This is a genomic window from Novipirellula methanifontis (assembly GCF_052161655.1).
Lineage (GTDB): Bacteria > Planctomycetota > Planctomycetia > Pirellulales > Pirellulaceae > Novipirellula.
Genome location: NZ_CP197418.1, coordinates 1,036,485 through 1,061,305 on the forward strand (window position 1 = coordinate 1,036,485; position 24,821 = coordinate 1,061,305).

Genomic DNA, 24,821 nt, shown 5'->3' on the forward strand with positions numbered 1-24,821 from the left:
CAATTCGATTCGTCTATTTCGTTTTGCGATGCTGAGTGATCAACGCGTGCATGATGTCGCTGCGGCGGACCACGCCGGCTAGCTCGTTTGGCTCCGCTCGAGCGACGACCGGAATGCAGTCATCGGTTTCGGCTTCGAACAATTCAAAAGCACGCTGCGCGGGTTCGTCGGGGTAGAGAAACGAATCGGTCTCGCTCGCCAAATCCTCGGCCCGAATCAGCGTCGTGACGCTCTCATCAAACATCACGTTACTGAGCAGCGGATAACGAATCACCCCGACCACACGTTTACGCTCATCGACCACAGGATAGGTGTTGTCGTGACTGTTTTCGATGTGAGCGATGACTTCGTCAAAATTCGCCGATTGATGAATGCCATTTGTCTTGCGTAACAAGTCGCTGACTTTCACCTTGTTGGCAACAGTGCGTTCCGGAGCGTCATGGCGAATCGCGGCGCGAAATCGGTCCATGACCGCGCGAACTTGTTCCAGCGGCGTTCGGCTGGAGTGATTGATCGCTTGAGCCAACGGGACTTCGCCCGTTCGCAACAGCGATTGGCGGATAAACAGCGGCCCGATGATCTCGAACACCACCACCGATCCGAGGATGATGTCTTGAATCGGTTTGCCCAATTCGGGATCGCGATTCGCGGCAATCGTGGATAACGCAATCGCCGCGCCCGCTTGCGCGAACAAGCATGTTCCAAGCCAATGACGCACTTCGAGCGGTTGCCGCGTCAGTCGTGCGGCACCATAGACGCCCAGCCATTTTCCGGCCATGCGAAGAACGATATAGAGGGCTCCGATCCCTCCGGCGGCGATAAACGCATTGACGTCCAAATGAGTTCCATGGACGGCAAAGAAAACCACCGCGAGTAGTCCGGACAAGTGGTCGAGTTCACCGACGATCTTGTTTTTCATGTCCGACGTGTTGGCGACCGTCACTCCCATCACCAAGAACGTGACCATGTAGGGCAGGTGCAGCGAATCGCATGCGCCCAGTAGAAAAGTCGTGGTCGCCATCAGCAACACCAACCAGCGGCTGAACTTCAAAAGTCCGCATCCATAACTGATGATCAAACCGCCGGCGACGCCCAAGGCAAATGCCGTCCCCAGATTTGAGACCAGCCATCGCAGTTCGCTGGTGATCGTGACGTCCAACTTTCCTTGGAACAGATGGATCAGGAGAAAGGCGAACTCGAACAAAACGATGCAGGCAAAATTATTGACTGCGACCAGAAAACCGGTGCTTTCGGTGACCGGGCCTTCCGAACGAAATTCTTTCAGCACCAAGATGGTCGTCGCGGGTGCTGTGGCGACGGCCAAGCATCCGAGCAAGATCGAGGTGCTGCTGCCGTAACCAAAAAGTTTCAGTCCGAGGGTCACCAGCCCGCATGTGAGAAGGATTTCCGCTGCCGATAACGCCAGACAATGAGCGGCGATTCGCCGCACCTTGGAAAAAGTAAATTCGCACCCCAGATTGAACAGCACGATGGCCATCGCAAACTCGAGTACCGGCTCGAGCCCGTCGACATGGACTTCGGGGATCCAGTCCAGAACGCTGGGGCCGACCAACAGGCCCACCAGAAGATAGGCCGTGACTTTGGGCAGATGGAACACATCGGCAAACACGCCTGCGGCCAGGCTGACGCCCAGCAATAGCCCTAGCGTGCTCGTGATATGTAAATGAAAATCACCCATAACCTGACCTGTTCCGATGCCGCTGGTAAAAGCCCAGCGGAAATCAGAAGACGGTTCCGGCCGTAGGGCAATCGACCGACCGCCTGGCTAAGGGGGGGCATAGCGAAGCGGTCTGTCCAACGAAGGAATCATGTTGTAGCGAATTCTGTCACCCCCTGCGACTCGGCTTGGGGGCAACCATGCTGTGATTCATTGACGCGTTATTCTGCCGCGTCGTCCTTCGCTTCGCCTTCTTCGTCCTTTGCTTCGGCATCGTCATCAGGTTCGCCCAGTGTCTCGGCCAGCAGTTTGTCGAGCGTTTTGCCGCGAGCACTCAGCGAGATGACTTTCCCTTCGCCGTTGACCAGAATCGCGGTGGGGATTCCTGAGACGCCGTAGTGAACCGCCATCGGATGCTGCCATCCTTTGCTCTCGGCTTCAAAGTTGGTCACATTCACCCATGGAATCTCTTCCTTTTCAACGTACGACTCGTACGCTTCGGAGGTGCTGTCCATGTTGATCCCAACGATGGCGAAACCGGCATCGCCATACTTTTCAAGATTCTTTTTCATGTTGGGAACTTCGCCACGGCAGGGTCCACACCAGCTGGCCCAATAATCGACGAGCACGACTTTGCCACGATACGCACTCCAATCGAACGTTTCCCCATCAGCCGTCGTTCCAGTGAGTTCAAAGAAATTGCCGGGCAAACGCAATCGACGTGCAGCACCGGCAGCTCGCGGTGCCGCTTCACGCAGTTTGGCATCCTCGGCATCATTTAAACGCGAAGCAAGGGCATCGTAGAACGAGGCCGCGAGTTCGGTATTGTCACCGTAGCCAAGTGCATAAGCGAGTTGCGATGCCATTCGGTAGCTCGCTTGGTCGATCCCCCCTTCGTCGACGATCGCCAGCACTTTGTCAACAAGTTCGCGTTTCTTTTCGTCGGAGGCCGTGCGGACGGATTGGATTTCTTGTTTGAGTTGTTCCGCAGCGGCGAGTCGCTGAATTTCCGCACGAGGATCTTTCGCGAGTTCCTCGATGTACGTGGCCAGTTGCCCTCGAGCGTCTGGTGAGAAGCGTGCCAACATTGCTTGCGCAGCCAACGCTTCATTGATCGCTTTGAGTTCATCTTCGAGCGAGACGTCTTCGATGCCGCGAATCTTTTCGGTCGTATCAAAGACGCCTTGCATGGATCGCATGACGGTCTCGAGAGTGCGACCACGCTCACCTTTGACTTTTTCGATAAAGACAAACAATTCTTCTGCCGTTCCGTCGGGGACTTCGACGGGTTTGACTTCTTCTTCTTCTTTCTCAGCTGCTTTTTCGGTTTTGCCGGTCTCGCTTGCCGCGTCGGCTTTGTCATCGGCAAAGCTGTTCAACGCCGTCATCGGAATAGCGATCGAGGTGGCGACGAGTACGATTCCGCATGTCGTCCATTTGCAAGCCATCCGTTGCCAAATTGTTGGGGTCAATCCTTGACGTGCATTGTTACGTGACCACAGTGCCATGATAAAACTCTTCTGCGATAAGTAGTTTCGGGATCGAAGTCGCCATAATCGCTCGGCTGGCGAGCTCTAATTGGCGAATCACTGACGTTATTTATACACCCAACTGGCGGTGGGATGACGCGGTAGGGGAGCGATGAAACAAGTTTTGCAACAATTCCATAGCTAGCGAGAGGGTTGTCCCGTACCGCTCGGCAGGTCGATAAATGGAGCGATTTGCACCCCTTTTTCGTTGATCAATAGCACCCCGATGATTTTTTCGTCCCGGCTGGAAATAACCGCGGCACCATGCCAAACCTCGCGGCTGAACCTCGCCTCGCTGCAATTCCAAAGCGTGCCATTAACCGTTAATTGCTCAGCACCGATCATCTCGATCACCACGTCGGACTCGCCGTCGCCTGAACGCCGGTTGACGGCAAAGCAGTCTTCGGGACCCTGCGGAATCCACATTCGATCGTCGGCAACGATTTGCTTCTTTGGTATTTCTTTCACAGCCACCGGTAATGCCAAAATGCCATCCGGGGATGGCGATGTGTCTGTGACATCGACAATCGACTCGAAATCGTTCGCTCGGTAAGTCAATTGGTACGAGCCTTCGACAGCCTTCGCTTTGATCGTGATCAGATCCGAGGGGACGAGGATGCCTTGACCCTGATCGGCAAGCCGTACGGCGAGGCATGCAGCGTGATCCGATCGCGTCCGCGTGATCCCAAAAAAGGTCTGCTTCCACGTGGCAACCACAGTTCCCATCGGAGGCGGCGAATGGGATAGCAGATTCAGCGGCATCGCGGATTCGAGCCACGCGTCATCACGTCGTCGGTGCAGCGTAAAGACATCGCCGGGCTGAACGTTATCATCGGAGACGATCGGGCCGGGAGTCATGAAGGCGATGCCGCCTCGCGCAATCGTCGTCAACGACTCGGCCGAGAACTCGAACCCGGTTACGTCCAATCCCATCTGCACTCCACTGGTCACCCAAAACTTTGAATTGCGAGAAAGCAATCGGGTGTGTCGCTGGTCCACTCGTACGCGGATATCCACATGCATCGCGTCGGGCGCCAGACTGCTCGAGAGCACCTGCCCCACATCGATCCCTCGCCACGTTAGCGGCGATCCTGGGTAGACGCCCCAGCGATCGTGGCCTCGTAATACGAGTTCCATTCCGCCGCGTCCTAAATCGTCGGGCGGCTTTGAATTGAGTCCGGTGAACTCAAATTGTTTCTGTGCCGGATCGCCGGGGATTACAGCGACGTATTTTGGACCGACCGCGGTCTCCAGGCCGCTGACGCCAGTGATGGCGACTTCGGGACGGACAATCCAAAATCGAGCTCCTTCACATGCGACCGCCGATGACGCTTGATCCAGTATTGCAGTGATATCGATCCCATTGAGATCTTGGCGAAGCGAAATTTTTTCAACCACGCCAATTTGAATCCCGCGATGACGAATCGGATCCCCCGGTTTCAAACCATGGCCATCGTCAAAATGTAGAACGATCGGAGTTCCCGGTGCATCAGACGAATACCAAGTCAATCCGATTGCGATTGCCAAGCAGACCAGCGTCAACAACCACATTGGCGAATGACGGCGGAACCACGCCGGACGTGGTTGGGCAATTTCCGCAACGGGAAAGTCCGAGTCGTTTTCGTCGCGATCACTCATTCTGTTTGTTCCCAAATCGAGTGGGGGTCAAACGACAGCGAAGCGATCATGCTCATTGCAACACACAAGGTGAACGCGATTACCGCCGGGCCAAATTGAAAATGAACGAGATTGCCAAGCTTGACCATCATCACCAAAAACGCCAATAGCATCACGTCCATCATGCTCCACTTGCCGACATGTTCCATCAATCGCAGCGTGAACGCCTTGTGCCGTCGCTGCAACACTTCGAGCCAGCTGAGTTCGACGAGCAGCACGATTTTGGTCAGCGGAAAGAGAATCGAAAACAGCAGCACCACGCCGCCGACGAAGTAGTTGCCATGATGGAACAAATCGAGAATACCGCTCAGGATGCTCTGTTCATTGCGTTGCCCCAAACGCTCGATTTCAAGGATCGGCAGCAGCACAGCAGGCCAAAACAGGATGAACGCGGCAACCGAGGCGGCCGCAGTTCGGCTGGCACTTTGGTGCGACGGCGTCGCATCCGCGAGGATCGATTTACACCGCGTGCACTGGGCGTGATCGCCCGCCTGCAACACGGGCAATTGATGGATCAGTCCACAGCAATGACAAGCTCGATACTCCATACGTCGCTTTGGCGTCCTAAAGGGTGAAAAATGAAAGTCTCGCCCTCAACGCTGTGTAGCATTTCGTAGCGGAACTCGTCAAGAGTTTCGGGGGGCACTCGCCGTGGATCGAAAGTCTCGTACGACTGCTGCTACGCAAAAAATGCACAAACCCTAGAGGGAAAAATACTTCACAGCGTTGCCTCAAAGGCGACTATGGCAGCTTCAGCAACCGCTGAGATTCTTCGAGCAGGAAATCGATGTCCATGAACGGTTCGTAGCCGATGTCTTGCCATCGTACCCGATTTCGCGAATCGATTAGGAAGGTACCGTGTAGCGGTTGGTTTTCAAAGTCGTCCCAGCAGCGGTACGACTTGAAAATCGCATGCTTGGCGTCGGCGACTAACGGAATCTCGACTGGATTGTCAAAGTTGTCGATGCCTGTTTTTAAAGTTTCGTGATCTTCGGTGCTGATTGCCACGACATCGATTCCCGCCTTGCGAAACTCATCAATGCGTGGTGACATTGCGTGTAGTTGTTCCATGCAGTGCAGGCAACCAAATCCGAGATAGAAAACGACAATCCGAGGCCGACCGCCAAACTCTTCGGCACTCGTCAGCGATCCATCGGGCAGTTTGGCCTCCCACGTCGGTGCCTCGTAGGTTTGCCATCGGAACGGGCCAAGTTTGTCCAACGGAGGTCGCTCACCCAGATCCGCCGCCGGTTCACGCGGAATTCGCCAATCACCGTCGGCACCCGCTGCTTTGGCAATATGACTCAGTCGTGCCAATAGCGGTGTGTCGATGTCGGCGTCAGCTGCCAGCGTCCGCAGCGATTCGAATTGCTTGATGGCTTCCTCTTTTTGTTCATTTCGCCATAACAAGTCGACCAGAATCGCCAGCGGTCGCACCTCGCCTTCGTGTTTCTTTCGCTCGCGTTTGGCAATCTCCAACGCTCCTTTCAGATCCCGTGCATCGGCCAACCAGCGAGCTTCGATCAGCGGATCGAGTTTGGCTTTCTTGGCATGTTCTTTGAACTTGGCCTCATCGCGACGATGCGATGCCGCCGCAGCAGACGCGCGAGCAATGATCGTCCGCAGCGTTTTTAGGTGCGATTTAATCTGCTCCGGCGTCTCTTCTTTTTCTGTTTCTGCATCCTCTTCGGATTCGTCGTCCGCTTGGTCGTCTGATTCTTCTTTATCGGTTTCTTTTGCGGCAGCCGATTGATCGGCCAAATCGAGCAGTTTTGTTTCCAAGGCAAGACGGCGACGACTCAGCGAGCGAAGTGTTTTTGCACCCCGAGCGCCGTTGCCGGTACGAAAATGGGCGACGGCTAACCATCCCAGCCATTCTTCTTGCTGTCCCGCATCCGATGTGGGCGGTAAATAGTAGCCGCCTGATTCTTTGATCAATTCATCCCACAATGCGAATTGCGTAAGGATTTGCAGCAACCGTTCGCGTCCGTACTTGTAGCTGCCGCGTTTTTCCAGCGTGTTGTATTTGGGATGTTGAGGCAACGAGACAAGGTTTTGAGCTTGATCGATGGCGTCGCGGACACGGCCAATGTTCATCAGGTTGCGTGTCAACCATTCGTTGTTATGGGCAAAGTTATGGATTTGGTCGGGCATCAGCCGTGCACGCGTCATGTGTGCGTGGTCGACTCGCGCCGATGCTTCCTGTTGCCAAGCTGCGTCAGCGTAGCGATGAAGTTTAGAGTAGATGTGTCCCGGCATGTGCCACATGTGAGCCACTCCGGGCATCGAGGGACCGCAATTTGCCGCCGACTGGAGTGCCAGTTTGGGTTGCGCCGAATCCCACAGATGGATGCGGTAATGATGGACAGGATGCATCGGGTCGACTGCAAAGATCTCGCTTAGCAATGCGTTGACCGCGTAACGACTGGTCAGCTTCACACCTTCGCGGTCGCTAAGCCAGATTTGTAGAACTAAAAACGCTTTGGCTTCGATGTCGTCAGGATATTCGTGCAGGATTTTTTCGAGGTCGGCAATGAAGTTTTCCGCCCGTTTCTTTTTGGCGTCGCTGTCATCCTTAGGAGCGTCATCACCAAATTTTGGCAAGTAGCGATTCAGTGCGTCGATATAAAGCTTCTCGCGTTTGTCAGCCCCCTTGTCCTTCTTTTCTAACGCTTCGTCGATCAGTCCTCGAGCCCGTTTGCGATTGTTGACGTTGGCCATTGCCATGCCCCAATAGGCGATGGCCATTTTCGGATCTTCTTTGGCCGCTTGGCGAAACGAACGCTCGGCTTCGAGGTACCAGAATCCGTGAAGCTGCCCGACGCCTTGCTCAAAGAACTGCTGAGCTCGCTCGGACTTGGTCGACGTCGGGAAATTGATCTTGGCGAGCCCCGGAATCAGGACCGCTTGTTGACGCGGCCCCTCATTGAACGCTTCGCCATGAAGGCTGTGCCCCGCTTCGGTGGACGAATCGTCGTGTTCGTCGCTGGCGGACGGTTCGATCGCCCATAGTTGAGATGGGCCGCACAAAAAACAAAGCAGGGGAATTGCAACAAAAAAGCGCAGATTCATAGTGAGGTAGGATTTTTATGGAGGGAAGGAAACCGCGATTGTCCGCATTGTAGTCAATCATTGCGGAACAGCGGACACCCGAGAGCACCTAATTTTCCAAATGCACACGACCAAACCGTTTCAGTCGTATGCCCTGGGGAAAACGTCGATTCGGGCTACTTCTTTAATCCGACCGGTTTACCGTCGAGTTGCCAGTCCTCCGGCGCATCGATTCCCAAGTGTCTCAGGGCGGTTGCCGGGGCGTCGACGATAAACGTGTCGGTTTCGAATTTGCCGCGCTCGGCCGAATCGCCACTGACGATCAGAAAGCTGGTGTAGATTTCGGGGACCTCGTGGCCATTGGAATGGCTAGTGCCTTTTCCCCCATGATCGGACGTCACGACGACCAACCAATCCTCGTCCTGGTAGGACGAACGGGCTTCGATTGCGGCTAAGACGCGGCCGACTCTTGCGTCCGCCGCTTGGATGGTTTCCACGTACTTTGGGTTTGCTGGATGGAATCCCGATGCGTGTCCCGCTTCGTCGGTGGCTCCCAAATACAAGAACACCACGTCGAGCGATGCGTCGGAGAGTTGTTTAACCGCTTCGTCGGTCGCCGCGTCGTCACGCTCGCCGTAATCCTTTTCCGTGAACGAAAATCGCTTGTCCGCACTCGCGACAATGTATTGATCAATTGGGGCCCAACAAACCAGTGAAGCGGTGTTTAGTTGCGGCGATTGTTCTTTGATACGGACAAAGAAGTGCGGGAACTTGTCGTAGTGAGAAACCTTGAATTGGTTGTCCAGGACCCCATGCTTGTCGGCCCACACCCCCGTTAAGATGCTGCTCCAACCGGGGCCGCTAATCGTGTCAGCCTTGATATAGCGAGGATGAAAGATGTGTGTGTTATCAGCGTAGATTCCTTGATCGATCAAGCGATCGAAGTTGGGGGTGTTCGCTTTTCGCAACGCGTCGAAACGACATCCATCGACTCCAATGAACAACACTTTTGGAGTGCCATTTTTTGTGGCACTGGCTTTGGGCGTGTCGGCGGCGACGACCAACGTCGGAGAGATCAAGACAAATGCCAAGAAGGCAAACCATTTACTTCGCACGATTGTTTTCCATTTCGGGTACACGGTTGATGGTCCAGTAAATTTCTTCTTCAAAAGCATCCCCATTACGATCGCGTACGTGCAGAATCAGATGCAATTGATCCGCGGGCTGTATGTCATCGATATGCAGCTTGACCGCGGAGCCGCCGTCTTCGATCGTCGCGGATTGGATTGCAACTTCGTCGACACCGGCTTTGTCTGTTTTCACAGAAAATTGATCGGACCCATAATTGCGACTCCAGTGATAATTCCACTGAGTCGCGTTATAAGAACGCACATCCGTCGCAACGTCAGGATCGAGTTGGAAATTGAAAGTCAGGGTCAAACCATCGGCTTGCACCGATGCGTCCACGACCATCGGGTAGGCGCGTCCGGTATAGCGAAGACGTTGCAGTCCCTTTTCTTCCAAGCCAATCCGGCCGCCACCGTTCCAGCCTTGCAGCCCCGTCGCATAGACTTGGCCGTCGGCGGGGTTCACACGCCCTCGCATGATCCCGGTTGAAAAATCAAACGGCAGATTCACAATCGCTGCTTGGCTGACGTCGCCCACATCTTGGATCATCAAGTACGACATCCATCCGCGACCGAAACTGGTGTGCAGCAGATGGCCTGCGAGCGGACCAAATCGCGAATCATCCACCCAAATTTGACCCCCCGATGAATTGTCGAACTCTTGCGTCATATAAACCAAAGGTCGGTCAAACGTCGTGGGAGGCACCAGTTTGGTGATGTCAATTTTGCCACCATCGGGCGCCCATTTGCCGGGGATCGAATAGGTCGGTACCCAGCCGTAGAAGCCGCCTGGTTTCAATAGGTTGATTTTCGATGCCGGCGTCCATTGGCCCTGGTTATCGCTCGCGGTGATCCGACCGCCTGGCATGCTGCCGAGGCCGTTGGGCGTGCGAAAGCCGGTCGACAAAACTTCACGATGTTTGCCATCGGGCGAGATTTTGAAAACGGCACCCGGCAGTGAGAAATCCGCGCCATGTCCACTCTTGGCGTAATAGAAGTTGCCTTCGTCGTCGGTTTGTAAATCAAAATTGAATGCATGAAAGTTGGTCGACACATCGATGTCGGCACAGAAACTCTCGTAGAAATCGGCCTCGCCATTGCCGTCTTGATCGTGCAGCCGAGTCAATCGATCTTTGCAAGTGACATAAATTTTTCCGTCGACAATCTTGACACCAAACGGTTCGTAAAGCCCCGCAGCAAATCGTTTCCAGCGAAGATTTAGCAAATCATCGTCGATGCCCGAGACAATCCAGATATCGCCGCCATGGGTTGCCAATGCCATCCGGCCATCGGGAAAGAAATCGAGCGCCGAGGTGCGGAACCAAGTGTTCCAAGGCGTTGATTCGGGGATCGCGAGTGTGTCCAACGCGTAGCCACCCTTTTCGAGCCCCAGGTAGCCAACCGTTTCCATTTCATCCGGCCACAGCAGCGAGCCTCCCTTGGTCAGTGACGCCAAGTCTGTCGTCGGCGTGAATGAATCCGCAAGCTTCTGTAGCGACGAACGATCGTGCCCTTCGGTGCGAAATACTTGCAACGTTCGCGATTTCGTGTCCGCAGGGATTCGCAGTACCAAACGTTTTTTGTCATCGGACTGGATCGTCAAGTCGCGGTGATCTCCGCGGAGGATGGCGATTGCGTTTTTCGCGTTCTCGGCGATGGCGAGGATCAGCTCGCGGCCTGGGCCAATGTTCAACTCGTGAACAATCACCTCGCTTCCGGCTCGATTGCCCAATTCCTGCGGAGACTCGAGTATTTCACGACCGTCGATTGTATAGCTGAGTGTCACTCGATTGTTGTGGAGGTAGTGGCCGTGGTAATCCATCCACTCCGCTGGCATGGGCCCGCGTGGCAGCAGGCCTTTGCGAGAATAATCGAGTGTGCCGCCGTGTCCCCATCGCCAACCGGCGAGGCCGTCAATCGATTCACCGTCGGGGTTTGCTGTGCCTTCACCACGGGGGCGGACATGTTGCGTTTCGCTCAAGTCGAGGAATCCACCGCTCCACAAATCGGCTTGGTCCATCGCGTGCAAGTTGTAGGCGATGGTCGTTTCACCAAGTCGGATGTTTAACACGCTGGGGAAATCGCGGCGAAGTTGAGACGCCAGCGCGGGGCCAAAGTCGCGTTGGACGTTCTCGATCTCGGTGCCGTCCTTGGTTCCTGTGGGCAGCGACTTTAGCAGTTCGGGCGTGACTTTGACGTAGTCAGGATTGTTCCCCTTCATGAACGCTTCGCGGATGTAATGCACGACTTGGTAACGTTCTTTTGGCGTCAGGTGAGACATTGACGCCATCAGTCCATTGCCTTTGGTCAGCGTCATAAACATCTGGTACGGGTCGGCGCCAAATTTTAGCTTTTGAGTTCCAAACGCTCGCGCTGTCGAAAGCGAAGGAGTGTTACCGTCGCTGCCGTGGCAATCGAAACAGTAGCCGTGATAGATCGCCTCGCCGGCTGCGAAGTCACGACTACCGAACCCTTTGATAATCCCTGCGTGGTCCAAGTCGATTGAGTCGTCCACGACCTTCAGTTGTTCGGGCGAGGGGCGCAGCTGTGATGCTCGCGATTTGCCTCCGCGAGCCACTTCGATCACATAGCGAGCAAGGTCGAGGAACTCGCGTTGATCTTTCAGCGATCCGATCAAACCATCGGGCATCAACGACTTGGAATTCACATTGCGGTCTTCGACATCTTCCTGAGGCACCACAAAATCGTGAGTCAGGTCGCTCGATAATCGCATGCGGATTTGTTTGTCATCCTCGCTGGCGATCAAGCCGACATACACTTGCCCGTCCACCGTCAGCAGCGAAACGGTTTCAAAACCTTTGCGGATGTGACGTGACGGAAACAACAGCGACTCGATCAAGTATTCGTCGGTCAAATCGGAGCCGAGTTCGGCAAGATTTGGGCCAAGTGGCGACGTTTGATCACCGCTGCTGTGGCAGTTCACACACCCGGCAGCCGACTTGAAGAACACGAGAGCACCTCGATGGACATCACCTCGCAGTCGGACTTGTTCGGCTAGGTAGTCCGGACCGGCCGCCTTGAGTTGATCGTCCAGGGGCGCCGCTCGCCGTAGCATTTCTGCCTGCAGCGAGAGGGTGGGACAGGCAAAGCAAGCGACGAGAAGGCAACAAGCGAAGCGGAATATCATCATGATGTTTGCGGATGCCCAGAGTTGGCATCGGTGGTCGGAGGGAAGGCGTTCGGGTTAGGCCGAAGGTCGGTGGGAGCGTCCATCATAATCAATTTTCAATGTGGGATAGGCTTCCAGCCTGTCATCAGTCCCACAAGCCAATTTTTAGGTAGTCAACCTGCAAGACGTCTCTCGGTTGTTGAGGGCCAAAGACAGGCTGGAAGCCTATCCCACACGCTTGCGGCTTATTTGTGACCTAAAATTCTTCGGAATATTGCTTGCCTTGCGCCCTGGTTCTGCGAGGTTGAGGCCCTGCAACTAAGCTGTACCGACCTTATCCACCCCTTTTCGGAGGCTCGACCCCGTGTCGGACTCGATTATCGATCTCACCAACCGCATGTTTGTAGGCCCATTGTGGCCGGCATCCATCCTGATTTGTATGTTGGTTGCCTACACGATCCTGGCGATTATTGGGTTGGTTGATTTCGGTTTTGACGTTCCTGACGTCGATTTGGATGTTCCCGACGTTGGCGTCGATTTGCCTGACGGCGAAATGATCTCGGTCGATGCGGACTTGTTACAGGGACTTGGCGGGGCGGCAGTTCGCTGGAGCAATTTTGGACGGATTCCCATTGTGCTGTGGGGCGGGATCTTCTCGGTCGCGTTCTGGGGAATCTCGTATTGGCTTTGGCACAGCTTCGATTCGGCCCGTTATTCCCCGGATTGGCTGCCCAGCATCCTGTTGTCGATCCGCAATTTTGTGATTGCCACCGGAATTACCAAGGCAATCACGCAGCCGATGCTAGGTTACTTTGTCGATCCGCCCTCGTACGACGAAAGTCGCATGGTCGGCGGCACCTGTGAAATCACCACCAGCGAAGCGACACCGGAATTTGGACAAGCCAAATTTCGTACCAACGCAGCCCCACTACTACTGAATGTTCGCACCGACGGAGCTCACATCCCGAAAGGGACCGAGGTTCGTATCGTCGGATTTGAAAAACAGAAACGCATCTACATCGTCACTAATCTGCCATCGGAGACCGCATCGTGACCTCCTTGTTATTGATCTCGGAAATCAATTGGACCTCGGGTCCAATGTTAATGTTGTACTTCGTTTTGATCGCGTTCATCGCATTGCTGGTGACGTTCAAACAGTACTACATCGTCGTCGGTCCTGACCGCGCAATCGTTAAATCCGGACTCGGTGGACTTGACGTGACCACCGCCGGCGGCAAATTCATCGTGCCGATGTTTCATCGCTACGAGTTCATGGATTTGACACTCAAAAGCTTCGAAATCCATCGCCAAGGCAGCGAGGGTTTGATCTGTAAAGACAACATTCGAGCCGACATTAAAGTGGCATTCTTTATTCGGGTTGATAAAACCGACGAAGAAATGCGAGAGGTGGCTCAGTCGATCGGTGCAAAGCGATGTAGCGAACTGGAAACCCTTCGCGAATTGTTTGACGCAAAATTCAGTGAAGCTCTGAAAACGGTCGGTAAGCAGTTCGATTTTGTTGACCTGTATGACCAACGCGACAAGTTCAAAGAAGAAATTTTGAAGGTGATCGGCACCGATTTGAACGGCTACCGTTTGGACGACGCGGCGATCGATTATCTCGAGCAAACGCCATTGCAGATGCTCAGTCCGCACAACATTTTGGACGCCGAGGGGATCAAAAAGATCACCGAACTGACCTCGATGGAAAAGGTCAAAGAGAACCAATTCACTCGTGATAAAGAAAAGACGCTCAAGAAGCAGGACGTCGAAGCGGAAGAAACCATCCTGGAACTCGAACGCCAACGCGTCGAAGCGGTTGAGAAGCAGAAACGCGAGATTGCTGAGATCACGTCGCGTGAACAAGCCTCGGCCGCCAAGGTGCGTGAAGAGCAACGGCTCGAATCCGAGCGAGCTCGGATTGCAACCGAAGAGGAACTGGGCGTTGCCGAAGAAAACAAGTCGCGTCAAATCTTGGTCGCACAGCGGAACAAGGAAAAGACCGACGCGGTCGAGTTGGAGCGTGTCAATCGCGACCGCGATTTGGAAATGACCGAGCGATTGCGAGTGGTCGGGGTCGCCGAGGTTGAGAAAGAGAAGGCGATCGAGATCGAGAAACGCAACATTCAAGAGGTGATTCGCGAACGCGTTGCGGTCGAGCGAGCCGTGGTCGAAGAGAAAGAACGAATCAAAGACACCGAAGAGATCGCGGCAGCCGACCGGCTGAAGCGAGTCCAAGTGACTGCGGCCGAGATGAGAGGCGAAGAAGAATTGATTCGCATCACGAAACAGGCTCAAGCGGAAAAGGATTCAAGCACGCTGCTTGCGGAAAAGATCCGCATCGAAGCCGAAGCACGTCGCGATGCGGCCGAGAAAGACACGGCGGCTAAGAAAATGCTTGCCGAAGCGGACGCTGCGACTGCGGCTGCATCGGGATTGGCCGAAGCGACCGTGCAAGAAGCCAAAGCGACCAGCTTGGAAAAAGAAGGCAGTGCCGAAGCGATCGTGCTCGAAAAGAAAGCCGTCGCCGAAGCCAAGGGAATCGAAGCCAAGGCCCAAGCGATCGAGAAACAAGGTTTGGCCGAAGCGAACGTGTCACGCGAGAAGTATCACAGCGAGGCTACCGGGATTACCGAGAAAGCCGAAGCGATGAAACAACTCGACAGCGTCGGCAAGGAACATGAAGAGTTCAAGCTGAAGCTCGAGAAAGAAAAGGATGTCGAGATCGCAGCGATCAATGCTCAACGCGGCATTGCCGAAAGCCAAGCGGGCGTCATGGGCGAAGCCTTGCGAGCCGCGCGGATCGACATTGTCGGCGGCGACGGCGAGTTCTTCGAGCAGATTACCAATGCGGTCAAGGGAGGCAAAGCGATCGACCGTTTTGTCTACAACAGCCGCGTGGCGACCGACATCAAGGACACGTTCTTTGACGGCAACGCCGATTACTTTCGGGATCAGCTGGGCGAACTGATGAAGCAGTTCAATATCGACGCTGACTCGGTGAAAGATTTGTCGATCGCGGCGTTGATCGCGAAGATGATGGGCTTGGCGAAGACCGATGATGTTCGCTCGCAACTGACCAGTTTGCTAGGCGTCGTCGGGACCGCGAACGTCGCCGACCAGAAAGCAAGTCGCGTCCTAACCCCCGCGATCCCAGCGGACAGCAAAACGAGGAAAGGCAAAGCGTAGTCCCGACGGGACGGGCCCATGTCAGCCCAGGGCAACGCCCTGGTTGGTCCAGCCGCATCGCCGGCGAAACAAGGTAACCTGGCGGCGTAAGCCCCAGGTTTTGAGGGATTCAGGAAAAAATCATAGTTGATGTAGGGTGGGTCAAACAAAACCATGTGTGTGGTGGGTCGGCGTTCGCGATTGAAGGTTTGAATCAAAATCAGTTGTTGGGTGGAGGTCGTCGGTTTTGCGACGACCCACCAGTCACCTCGCGAACTTGACCCACCCTACATTCACTCAGCCCTCATTGAAATCACAAGTAGTAAATCACACGTCTCTCGGGAGTAGCGACGACGGATCATGCCAACCCCACGGCGTTGCCCTGGACTGATATATCGCCGGCCCGTTGGGCCTGAACTAGCCCACCACCCTTTGCCAAACGCAATAAACCCGAACTTATCCATGACTTCTTGATCTTCACCTATGACCGACACACAACTTGCTGCCGGAACTTATGAGGTGCTTCGCAATCGGCTTCGCGATGCGTCGTCGGATCTGCGTGCGCGTCTTGCCAAGCTGAACGAAACACGGGCGGAGGTCTTTGGCAATATCGAAACGCGTTTGATCACCACCGAACGTGTGACGACTGATCACAACTGTGTGCCTCGTGACCTGATCTCGGTCGGTGACAAGTTTCTGTTCGGCTATAACGTTCAGTTCGGATTGAAAACCGAAATCGAACTCGCCGATGTCTTCTCTGTTTACCGTTTTGCCGACAACCAATTCCATCAAGAATCACTCGAGCTGATCGGTGACAAGCGGTTCACCAACGACTTTCACGAACTGTATCGGTTCTACAAAGGGACCGCATTCGCCCGTTTCTTTCGCGTCGGGCCGATGCTGCATATGGTGTTTCGAGTCGGTAAGAGCCACCGTGACATCAAGAGTTTCAAATGGCGAGTGACTCCCAATTCGATCGAATATCTCGACAACCGCAGCGAGCATGAGGTTCGTGATCCGCAGCAACACGAGTTCACTTGGAAACGAACCACACGCGATCAGCATCACTATGGTGCTCACCCTCACATCTCGATCGAAGACCGCGTCTTCATCGAAACCGTTGGCGGCGATTTGACCGTCAAGGTCGAAAATAACACCGATTCGGGCGAAGGTATCTATGCCGAACCGGTTGATCATCACGACCAAAAGCTTGATGACGCCGAGATTCATTACGCCATCGTTGGCAATCTTGTGCTGATGAAAGTGCGTCCGTACCAGGAAGACAAGACTCGCTATATCGTCTTCAACGGCAAAATCCAGCAAGCAATTCGTCTCGATGAAATCGAGCATTCTTGTGTGATGCTGCCCGGCGACCAAGGTTTGATTTTTCCAGGCGGCTATTACTTACAAACCGGCCAATGCAAACGGTTTGACCATGGGCTGGGCGACATGCGTTATCAACGCACCATCGCGGCGGCCAACGGCGAAGACTATCTGTATCTGTTTTACAACAATGAATCGGGCACCTACGTCCAGCTTCGCTATAACCTGATTCGGCAATCCGTCGACACCCCATTGGTTTGCAACGGCCAAACTCTGTTTGATGCCGGCGAGATGGTCTGTTTCAAGACGCAAGACCAACCACAAAAACACCATGCGATCCAGGTCTGGCAGACTCCGTTCACCAGTGTCGACCACGTTCCGGAAAATCAAACCGATTCGCTACTGTTCAAAATTGGCAACAAAGAAATTGTCGGTGGGATGGCCGAGTGCAGTGAACTGCTGCAATTGATCGATAAGGACGACAGCTACGACGGGCTATACGTCGACCTCGTCAAAAAAGCATCGGACGTTTTAGACAGTTATTTCTGGATCGACAAACCCGAGACCGAAAAGCTTTCAGAACCGTTGCAGAAAATCCGCGAAGCCGCCTCAGCTGCGGTCGAAGAGTTTGAGAAGGTTGTTCGTGTTCGTCGCGATACGCTGGCGCAAACCAATCAAGTGCAGCAGAATGTCGAAACACTCGTCAAAGAGATCGAGCGTGGACGGTTCGAGTCGATTGAAAACTTCGTTGATTTTCTTGCCAAATTGCGACAACAACGTGGGCATGCCCTTGCCCTGAAAGAGTTGCGATACGTCGATCTTGATTTGGTCGAGACACTCGAAAAGACCACCGCCGAACGTGCCGAACGGCTCAGTCGCCGCTGTGTCGATTTCCTGCTTACTCCCGGCGCACTCGATCCCTATCAGGACCAAGTGACCGACGCAGGCGAGGCAGTGGGCCAAGTGCAAACGGTGGCCGAGGCAAAGAAGCTAGGCGAGACGATCGACAAATCGGCTAGTCAGTTGGAACTGCTGACCGAGACTGTCAGCAATTTGCGGATTGACGACTCGACAAAGCGAACTGAAATCATCGACGCTATCGGTAACGTGTTTGCTTCATTGAACCGCGTCCGTAGTTCGCTGAAGGCACGCGTTAGCGAATTGGTCAGCGTCGAAGGGCAAGCCGAATTTGCCTCGCAATTGAAACTGCTTCAGCAAACCACCGCAGGCTATTTGGATGTCATCGACTCGGCCGCCAAGTGTGACGAGTACTTGACCAAGGTGATGGTCCAATTGGAGGAGCTGGAGGGACGGTTCGCGGAATTTGACGAGTTTATCGTCCAATTGGCTCAGCGACGCGAAGATGTTTACGCGGCGTTCGAATCGCGAAAAGTCCAGCTGACTGAAAAACGCAACCGACGTGCCGAGTCGTTGTCATCTGCCGCAGACCGGATCTTAAAAGGCATCGATTCTCGCGTCCGGTCGATGGAATCGAGCGACGAAATCGCCGCCTATTTCGCTGGCGACTTGATGGTCGAAAAGGTACGCGACATCATCGAGCAACTCGGTGACCTCGACGATGCTGTCCGTGTGGAAGATCTGCACAGCCGGTTGAAGACGATTCGCGAAGATGCATCGCGGCAGCTCAAAGATCGCCAGGATCTTTACGAAGACGGCGGCGACGTAATTCGGCTGGGCCAACACCGATTTGCCGTCAATACGCAGCCATTGGATCTGACCACCGTGCTTCGCGGCGGCGAGATTTGTCTGCATTTGACGGGGACTCAGTTTTTTGAGCCGCTTCGCGACGAGGCGCTCACGGCGGCCAAAGATCTTTGGAACCAAGAACTGATCAGCGAAAATGCGGACGTTTATCGCAGCGAGTATTTGGCTGTCGATTTGTTTGAATCGCTCACAACGTCGTCGGCAAACGCGATTGATCCAAAATCGATCGACTTGAAATGGATGCAAACTCAGCTGGCGGGTCGGTTTAGCGAAGGCTACTCCAAAGGCGTGCACGATGGGGACGCAGTTCGGATTTTGTCGACGCTGTTGGAAATGAATCAAACGATTGGTTTACTGCGTCACTCGCCATCGGTTCGAGCTGCATCGTTATTGTGGTTCACCAAGACTCTCGACGCCAAACAGAACAAGGCGATGACTGAGTGGATCGGTGGATTTGCAAAACTTGCTAAAGCGTATCCGCACGCGAAGCCTGCGATTCAGTTTCGTCAACGGCTTGCCGAGCTTGCGTCATTGGACCGATCGCAATGGGCACCGATCTTTCCGGCCAGTGTGAATGAGGAACGGATCGCGGATTATTTGTTCGATCAATTGGTCGCAAAGGGACGGCAAAATACCGCCAGCAAACGGGCTGCCGATCTGCATCACGCGTTCGTGGAAACGTTGCCAGAATCGGATCGTCAAAAGTTGCTCGAAGGTTCGCTCAAAAACAATCAATCCGATCCCGTCGCGAGCTTTATCTTGGCTCGAAATTGGGCCGAGGCCTTTTTGCAATCGCATGCAAATCCGGACGAGTTGGATCCGGCTTCGTTTTATTTGGATGAACTTGCCTGGCTAATCCAATGTGGCGGTACCGAGTCGATGTCGGTTGCCGACGCAGCGGTCGCAAAACGACTCGACTCGATGGCGGGGGCTCATCCGCGGATCGAAAAAGGCGTTATGACGCTGCACTATCACGAACTGCTCAACCGCGTCCGCGGCTATCGCGGTGACGTTGTTCCTCGGTTTGAGCGATTGCATGAAACAAAAACGCGATTGGTTGACGCGGCCCGAGACGATATGCGGTTGGAAGAGTTTAAGCCACGTGTGCTGACCAGCTTTGTCCGCAACCGATTGCTGGACGAAGTCTACTTGCCACTGATTGGCGACAATCTAGCGAAACAAATGGGCTCGGCTGGTGCCGACAAACGAACCGATCGGATGGGATTGCTGCTGTTGATCTCGCCACCGGGTTACGGCAAGACGACGTTGATGGAATATATCGCCAATCGGCTCGGTATTGTCTTTATGAAGATCAATGGACCGGCGATCGGCCACGGTGTGACGTCGCTTGATCCTGCGGAAGCTCCGAATGCGGCGGCACGCGAAGAGATCGAGCGGCTCAACTTGGCACTCGAAATGGGTGACAACGTGATGCTGTACCTGGATGATATCCAGCACACGCACCCCGAACTGTTACAGAAATTTATCTCGTTGTGTGACGCGACGCGTAAGATCGAAGGCGTTCGCAATGGCAAGACTCGCACGTACGATCTGCGCGGCCGACGTGTCGCCGTCGTGATGGCGGGCAACCCGTATACCGAGAGCGGTGACCGCTTCCAGATTCCGGACATGCTTTCCAACCGCGCCGATGTTTATAACCTGGGCGAGATTATCGGCGATTCGGCTGACGCGTTCGAGATGAGCTACTTGGAAAACTGCTTGACCAGCAATCGCACACTTGCGCCGCTGTCGACGGTTCCCGTAGAAGATTCGCGAGCAATCATTCGCGCCGCAGAGCGTGATTCAGTCGAAGGCATTGAGCTGGAAAGCAATTTGTCGATGGATCAAGTCCGCGAGATGTACGAGGTCGTGCGTAAATTGTTGCGAGTTCGCGATGTCGTGCTGAAGGTCAATCGCGCCTACATTCGCAGTGCGGCGCAGGCGGATTCCTACCGAACCGAACCACCGTTTAAGTTGCAAGGTAGTTACCGAAACATGAATCGCATCGCCGAGCGAGTGGCAGGTGTGATGAATGAGAAGGAATTGCAAACGCTGATCATCAGCAATTACGAACAGGACGCGCAAACGTTGACGACGGACAACGAAGCGAATGTGCTGAAGTTCAAAGAGTTGATGGGGATTTTGACGACGGATGAGAAAGAGCGTTGGGATTCGATCAAGTATGCGTTCGTCGAAAGCGTTCGCATGCAGGGAATGGATAGCGAAGATCAAGCGGGCCAGTTGATGCGTCAACTCGGTGCGATGCGAGACGGGCTGGAATCAATCCGCCAAGTCATCTCGCGTGCGATCGCGGTGGGCAGTGATGGATCGGAGGAGCGAATGGATGCTCGGATGGATCTGCTGCGTCAGAGTGTGACCGCGTCGGCGTCTCAGCTGTCCGAAACGCTACACGCAACAAGCAAGAATTTGGAACGAATCAGCGAGCAGCAGGCTGCATCGCCGCCGGACCAGAAAGTCTTGGTCCAGCACAAGGTGCCGCGCGTGTTAGCGGATCTTGTCAAAGGCCAATTCCATTTGATGCAAGAATGGCTGCGTCCAATTTTGAGCGAGTCGCTCGAAAATGGCCGCGACTTAGAGAAGCTGAGATCACAGCTCGAAGCGATGCTGAAAAACTACCAGCAAATGGAGTCGGTGATCGAGCCCGGCGACCGGAATATTACTCCACCGCAGTAAGCTCTGGTTGTGACCGGAGGCGTTACCTCAACGCCATCCACTTTATTATCGCTCGCGGCCCACCGCTAAAAAAAATGTTTAACGCCAAAGTAGATGGCATTGGTCTAACGCTTGTTGAATCAGTCGAAATATAAATCGCATTGGTGAGCCGTGGGCCGTAAGGCACCGGGTAATGCGTGGAACCCGGCCGCTCACGCGCGAGCGGCTCACTAAATCAATAACCCGCTAGCGCCGTCGGCTCAAGCACGACCGTCGCTACGAGTCTGATGATCACGAAAACACGCCTTAGCTAAAGCGGATCAGTGCGTACTTGCGTTTGCCGCGTCGTAGCACTGTGACCGTCTCGCTGGCCAAGTCCTCTTCGCTGAGTCGATGGTTCATATCCCCGACGCGGCGGTTGTTCAAATAGATGCTCCCTTCTTTGATCGCACGTCGCGCGTCACTGCTACTGGTCGTCAATCCGGACGCTTGCAGTGCTTCGACGATCCACCAACCTTCGCCACTTAAAGCACTTCGCTCGGCTTCGGTGCTGGGGACGTCGGCAAAGATTTGGCTGAGCTGGGCGTCGGACGCCTTTTCAATTTCACCGCCAAACAAAATCTTCGTCGCACGTTCAGCGGACTCGAGTCCTTGTTCGCCATGAACGAGTTCGGTCATCCAGGTGGCGAGTCGTTTCTGTGCGACACGCTTGCCGGCGTCCGCTTCGGTTTGAGCCGCTAACTCGTCGTACTCTTCTCGCTCGATTTCGGTCAAGTAAGCGATGCAGCGCATCACGTCAGCGTCTTCGACATTGACCCAGTACTGAAAGAACTCGTACGGGCTGGTGCGTTCGGGGTCCAACCAGATCGCTCCCTTTTCGGTCTTGCCCATCTTGCGACCATCGCTGGTCGTCAACAGCGGCGCGGTCAAACCAAACAGTTGCTCTCCGAGCATGCGGCGACCGAGATCGATGCCGGCGGTGATGTTGCCCCACTGGTCGCTGCCGCCCGCCTGGATTTTGCAGCCGTGTTCGCGACTGAGCTGCACAAAGTCATACGCTTGCAACAGCATGTAGCTGAACTCGGTGTAGCTAAGTCCCGCTTCGCTATCGAGTCGCGAGCGGATCGATTCTTTGCCCATCATTGCACCCACTGGGAAATTCTTGCCGACGTCTCGCAAGAATTCGAGGTACGAGTACGACTTCATCCACTCGAAGTTGTTCAGCAGCAAGGCGCCTTGGTCGCCACTGAAGTTAAGGAATTGTTTCATCTGTTCCGCCACGCCATCGACGTTGGCTTGCAGTTGTTCGGCGGTCAGCAAATTGCGTTCTTCGCTCTTGCCGCTGGGGTCGCCAATCATCCCGGTCGCCCCGCCCACCAACGCGATCGGTCGATGCCCGGCACGTTGGAATCGACGCAGCATCATCACCTGCATCAGGTGTCCCACGTGCAAGCTAGAGGCGGTGGGATCGAAACCGATGTAGATCGTTTGCGGGCCGGATTGCAGTAGTTTGCCCAGTTCGACTTCGTCGGTCGTTTGGTGGATCAGGCCACGCCAGCGAAGTTCTTCGATTAAGTTCGTTGCAGTCATAATAAGTTTGAGCGAGTTAGGTTTTTCAGCGGGCCAAGATGGCTTCGGCGATGAGGAGGTCTTCGGGGTGAGTGATTTTTAGGTTGTCGGCCGATCCGTGCACCAGCGCCACCGGATGCCCGATACGCTCGACCAATTGAGCGTCGTCGGTCGCAGGGCGTCCGCGGTGTCGATCGTACGCGCGGCGAAGCACGTCGACGCGAAATACTTGAGGCGTCAGGGCGCTATAAAGTTCGCTGCGATCGACGGTCAGTGACGCGTTGCCGTCGTTGAGTGTGCGTTTCAGAGTTGCCGTAACGGGTGCCGCCAGGATCGCGGCACCGGTCTCGGCGGCCTTGGCAAATACGGCAGCCAAATCAGCATCGCGAACCAGCGGCCGTGCCGCATCATGGATCGCGATTAATTCAATCGACGTGTCATCGGCGACGGCATCCAAGCCTGCGCGAACGCTGTCGCTACGCTCGTCACCGCCACGCACCAATTCGATTCGCAGTTCGTTGACGAGTTCGGCAAACGGGCCGCGAAAATCGGCTTCGTCTTGTTCCGAAATTGCCATCACGATGCGGCCCACTTCGGGGCGAGCCGCTAACCGCGACGCGGCATGAAACCAAATCGGTTTGCCGCTCAGCATGACGAAAAGTTTATTGCGATCGCTACCAAACCGCTGGCCGCTGCCGGCCGCAGGCAATACGGCGGCAATACAGCCGGCCGCCAATTCGGTTTGGTGAGGATCGTTCATGCTGTTAGCGTCGCGCAGCTTCGTGCTTCAGTGGCAACCAAGCCGAGTTTTGCGAGTTGCTGTCGACACATTGTTGGATGAAATACATGCCTTCGACGCCGTCAAAAACGTTCGGATAGACAGTGTCGCGTTTCTCGACGGGACCGCCTTCGGAACGTTTCGCAATCGCATCGAACACGGCAACGTAGATGTTGGCGAACGCTTCGAAGAATGCTTCGGGATGACCCGCAGGCAGGCGGCACGCCGCAGCACCGGCTGCGTTGGTGTGCGATCCGTTTGGATCACGCGTATAGATTTGATGCGGGCTGCCATTGCGGCGAACGATCATCTCGTTGGGGTTTTCTTGGCGCCAACGCAGTGAGCCTTTGGTGCCATCGATTTCAATTTCGAAATCGTTTTCACGCCCGTGGCTGATTTGCGACGCCGTGACTGTTCCGAGTCCGCCGTTTTCGTAGCGGATGACGGCGGTGCCGTAGTCGTCCAATCGTCGGCCTTCGACAAACGATTTCAGCGAACAGCTGACCGAATCAGGCAGCAGCCCGGTCATGTAGCGACCGAGGTTGTAGGCGTGCGTCGCGATGTCACCAAACGCACCCGCCGCACCACTCTTAGTGGGGTCGGTTCGCCAGGCCGCTTGTTTTTGGTCTTCGGCTTCCAACGAGGTGCGGAGCCAGCCTTGGATGTATTGTGAACGGATCGCGTTGATCTCGCCCAATTCACCATTAAGGATCATCTCGCGAGCTTGGCGGATCATCGGATAGCCGGTGTAGTTGTGGGTGACGGCAAACACCACGTTGCTGTTCTTGACCGTTTCCAGCAGCGTTTCGGCTTGACCGAGGTCAAACGTCATCGGTTTGTCGCAAACGACATTAAATCCGGCTTCGACCGCTGCTTTGGCGATATCAAAGTGGGTGTGGTTGGGGGTGGTGACGCTGACGAAGTCGATACGTTCGTCCTCGGGCAGCTTCAATTCTGCCTCGAACATCTCGGAATAGCTGCCATAGGCCCGCGCCGGATCGATATCGTAATCGGGGGCGGATGCCTTGCTGCGTTCGGGGTTGCTTGAAAGGGCTCCGGCGGTCACGACGGCGCGATTGTCCAAGCAAGCGGCGATCGAGTGAACACGTCCGATAAATGACCCCTGGCCGCCCCCGACAAGCCCCATGCGAAGTTTGCGATTTAATGGAGAATTAATGCCCATGGTTGTTTGTCCTTGAATTAGCGGGGTGGGGAAGCATTTTCAGTTGATCGTGCTGACGCCCGATACTGTAAACTAGACGCGGGTCAGAAGAAGTCGGGCCAGAAGAATCTGTTCCGAATCTCGCTAAGAAGGCAATCGTAAAGTCGATCGCCAGCGCGTACAATTCCCTGGAAGTCACCAAATCTCGTCAAACGCCACCTCGCTGGAGCA

At 54.7% G+C, this 24,821-nt stretch carries 13 protein-coding genes; 3 read left to right on the forward strand and 10 right to left on the reverse strand.

Annotated elements, in window-relative coordinates:
* Positions 1–13: 13 nt before the first annotated feature.
* From SH528x_RS03715 to SH528x_RS03745, 7 genes are all read right to left on the reverse strand, one after another.
* Entirely contained in the window at positions 14–1,699 is a 1,686-nt protein-coding gene (locus tag SH528x_RS03715; RefSeq protein WP_442509189.1) for a cation:proton antiporter domain-containing protein, read from the reverse strand.
* Positions 1,700–1,899: 200 nt separating this feature from the next.
* Complete coding sequence (locus tag SH528x_RS03720; protein ID WP_442509190.1) at positions 1,900–3,186, reverse strand: TlpA family protein disulfide reductase; 1,287 nt, start codon at positions 3,184–3,186, stop codon at positions 1,900–1,902.
* A gap of 162 nt (positions 3,187–3,348) precedes the next feature.
* Positions 3,349–4,845, reverse strand: coding sequence for an MlaD family protein (locus SH528x_RS03725; protein ID WP_442509191.1), 1,497 nt, complete (start codon positions 4,843–4,845; stop codon positions 3,349–3,351).
* Positions 4,842–5,432 (reverse strand): paraquat-inducible protein A, encoded by a 591-nt coding sequence (locus tag SH528x_RS03730; RefSeq protein ID WP_442509192.1) that lies wholly within the window; start codon positions 5,430–5,432, stop codon positions 4,842–4,844. Before SH528x_RS03730 ends, SH528x_RS03725 begins: the two co-directional genes overlap by 4 nt.
* Positions 5,433–5,625: 193 nt before the next feature.
* Positions 5,626–7,956, reverse strand: coding sequence for a peroxiredoxin family protein (locus SH528x_RS03735; RefSeq protein ID WP_442509193.1), 2,331 nt, complete (start codon positions 7,954–7,956; stop codon positions 5,626–5,628).
* Between the two features lie 155 nt (positions 7,957–8,111).
* Positions 8,112–9,050, reverse strand: a complete 939-nt coding sequence (locus SH528x_RS03740; RefSeq protein ID WP_442509194.1) for an alkaline phosphatase family protein — start codon at positions 9,048–9,050, stop codon at positions 8,112–8,114.
* Positions 9,040–12,213: a DUF6797 domain-containing protein gene (locus SH528x_RS03745; protein ID WP_442509195.1), complete on the reverse strand. Its 3,174-nt coding sequence runs from the start codon at positions 12,211–12,213 to the stop codon at positions 9,040–9,042. Before SH528x_RS03745 ends, SH528x_RS03740 begins: the two co-directional genes overlap by 11 nt.
* 343 nt (positions 12,214–12,556) lie before the next feature.
* Here SH528x_RS03745 and SH528x_RS03750 point away from each other — a divergent pair, with 343 nt between their 5' ends.
* From SH528x_RS03750 to SH528x_RS03760, 3 genes are all read left to right on the forward strand, one after another.
* Positions 12,557–13,246: a DUF1449 domain-containing protein gene (locus SH528x_RS03750; protein ID WP_442509196.1), complete on the forward strand. Its 690-nt coding sequence runs from the start codon at positions 12,557–12,559 to the stop codon at positions 13,244–13,246.
* Positions 13,247–13,296: 50 nt separating this feature from the next.
* Positions 13,297–15,381: an SPFH domain-containing protein gene (locus SH528x_RS03755; protein WP_442512075.1), complete on the forward strand. Its 2,085-nt coding sequence runs from the start codon at positions 13,297–13,299 to the stop codon at positions 15,379–15,381.
* 462 nt (positions 15,382–15,843) lie between these two features.
* Positions 15,844–21,102, forward strand: coding sequence for a DNA repair ATPase (locus SH528x_RS03760; RefSeq protein WP_442509197.1), 5,259 nt, complete (start codon positions 15,844–15,846; stop codon positions 21,100–21,102).
* Between the two features lie 285 nt (positions 21,103–21,387).
* Here SH528x_RS03760 and tyrS read toward each other — a convergent pair whose 3' ends face one another.
* Genes tyrS through SH528x_RS03775 form a run of 3 tightly spaced genes read right to left on the reverse strand, consistent with a single transcriptional unit; the run spans position 21,388 to position 24,611 of the window.
* On the reverse strand, positions 21,388–22,671 hold the full coding sequence (gene tyrS / locus SH528x_RS03765; RefSeq protein ID WP_442509198.1) for a tyrosine--tRNA ligase: 1,284 nt from the start codon (positions 22,669–22,671) through the stop codon (positions 21,388–21,390).
* Between the two features lie 25 nt (positions 22,672–22,696).
* On the reverse strand, positions 22,697–23,410 hold the full coding sequence (gene ispD, locus SH528x_RS03770; RefSeq protein ID WP_442509199.1) for a 2-C-methyl-D-erythritol 4-phosphate cytidylyltransferase: 714 nt from the start codon (positions 23,408–23,410) through the stop codon (positions 22,697–22,699).
* A 4-nt stretch (positions 23,411–23,414) separates the two neighbouring features.
* Complete coding sequence (locus tag SH528x_RS03775) at positions 23,415–24,611, reverse strand: Gfo/Idh/MocA family protein (RefSeq protein ID WP_442509200.1); 1,197 nt, start codon at positions 24,609–24,611, stop codon at positions 23,415–23,417.
* Positions 24,612–24,821: the final 210 nt, after the last annotated feature.

Excerpts from the sequence above, each read along its gene's own strand:
- SH528x_RS03730 (WP_442509192.1), bottom strand. The coding sequence starts at position 5,432 with ATGGAGTATCGAGCTTGTCATTGCTGTGGACTGATCCATCAATTGCCC.
- SH528x_RS03745 (WP_442509195.1), bottom strand. The coding sequence starts at position 12,213 with ATGATGATATTCCGCTTCGCTTGTTGCCTTCTCGTCGCTTGCTTTGCC.
- SH528x_RS03725 (WP_442509191.1), bottom strand. The coding sequence starts at position 4,845 with ATGAGTGATCGCGACGAAAACGACTCGGACTTTCCCGTTGCGGAAATT.
- SH528x_RS03715 (WP_442509189.1), bottom strand. The coding sequence starts at position 1,699 with ATGGGTGATTTTCATTTACATATCACGAGCACGCTAGGGCTATTGCTG.
- SH528x_RS03775 (WP_442509200.1), bottom strand. The coding sequence starts at position 24,611 with ATGGGCATTAATTCTCCATTAAATCGCAAACTTCGCATGGGGCTTGTC.
- SH528x_RS03720 (WP_442509190.1), bottom strand. The coding sequence starts at position 3,186 with ATGGCACTGTGGTCACGTAACAATGCACGTCAAGGATTGACCCCAACA.
- SH528x_RS03755 (WP_442512075.1), top strand. The coding sequence starts at position 13,297 with ATGTTGTACTTCGTTTTGATCGCGTTCATCGCATTGCTGGTGACGTTC.
- SH528x_RS03735 (WP_442509193.1), bottom strand. The coding sequence starts at position 7,956 with ATGAATCTGCGCTTTTTTGTTGCAATTCCCCTGCTTTGTTTTTTGTGC.
- ispD (WP_442509199.1), bottom strand. The coding sequence starts at position 23,410 with ATGAACGATCCTCACCAAACCGAATTGGCGGCCGGCTGTATTGCCGCC.
- SH528x_RS03760 (WP_442509197.1), top strand. The coding sequence starts at position 15,844 with ATGACCGACACACAACTTGCTGCCGGAACTTATGAGGTGCTTCGCAAT.
- tyrS (WP_442509198.1), bottom strand. The coding sequence starts at position 22,671 with ATGACTGCAACGAACTTAATCGAAGAACTTCGCTGGCGTGGCCTGATC.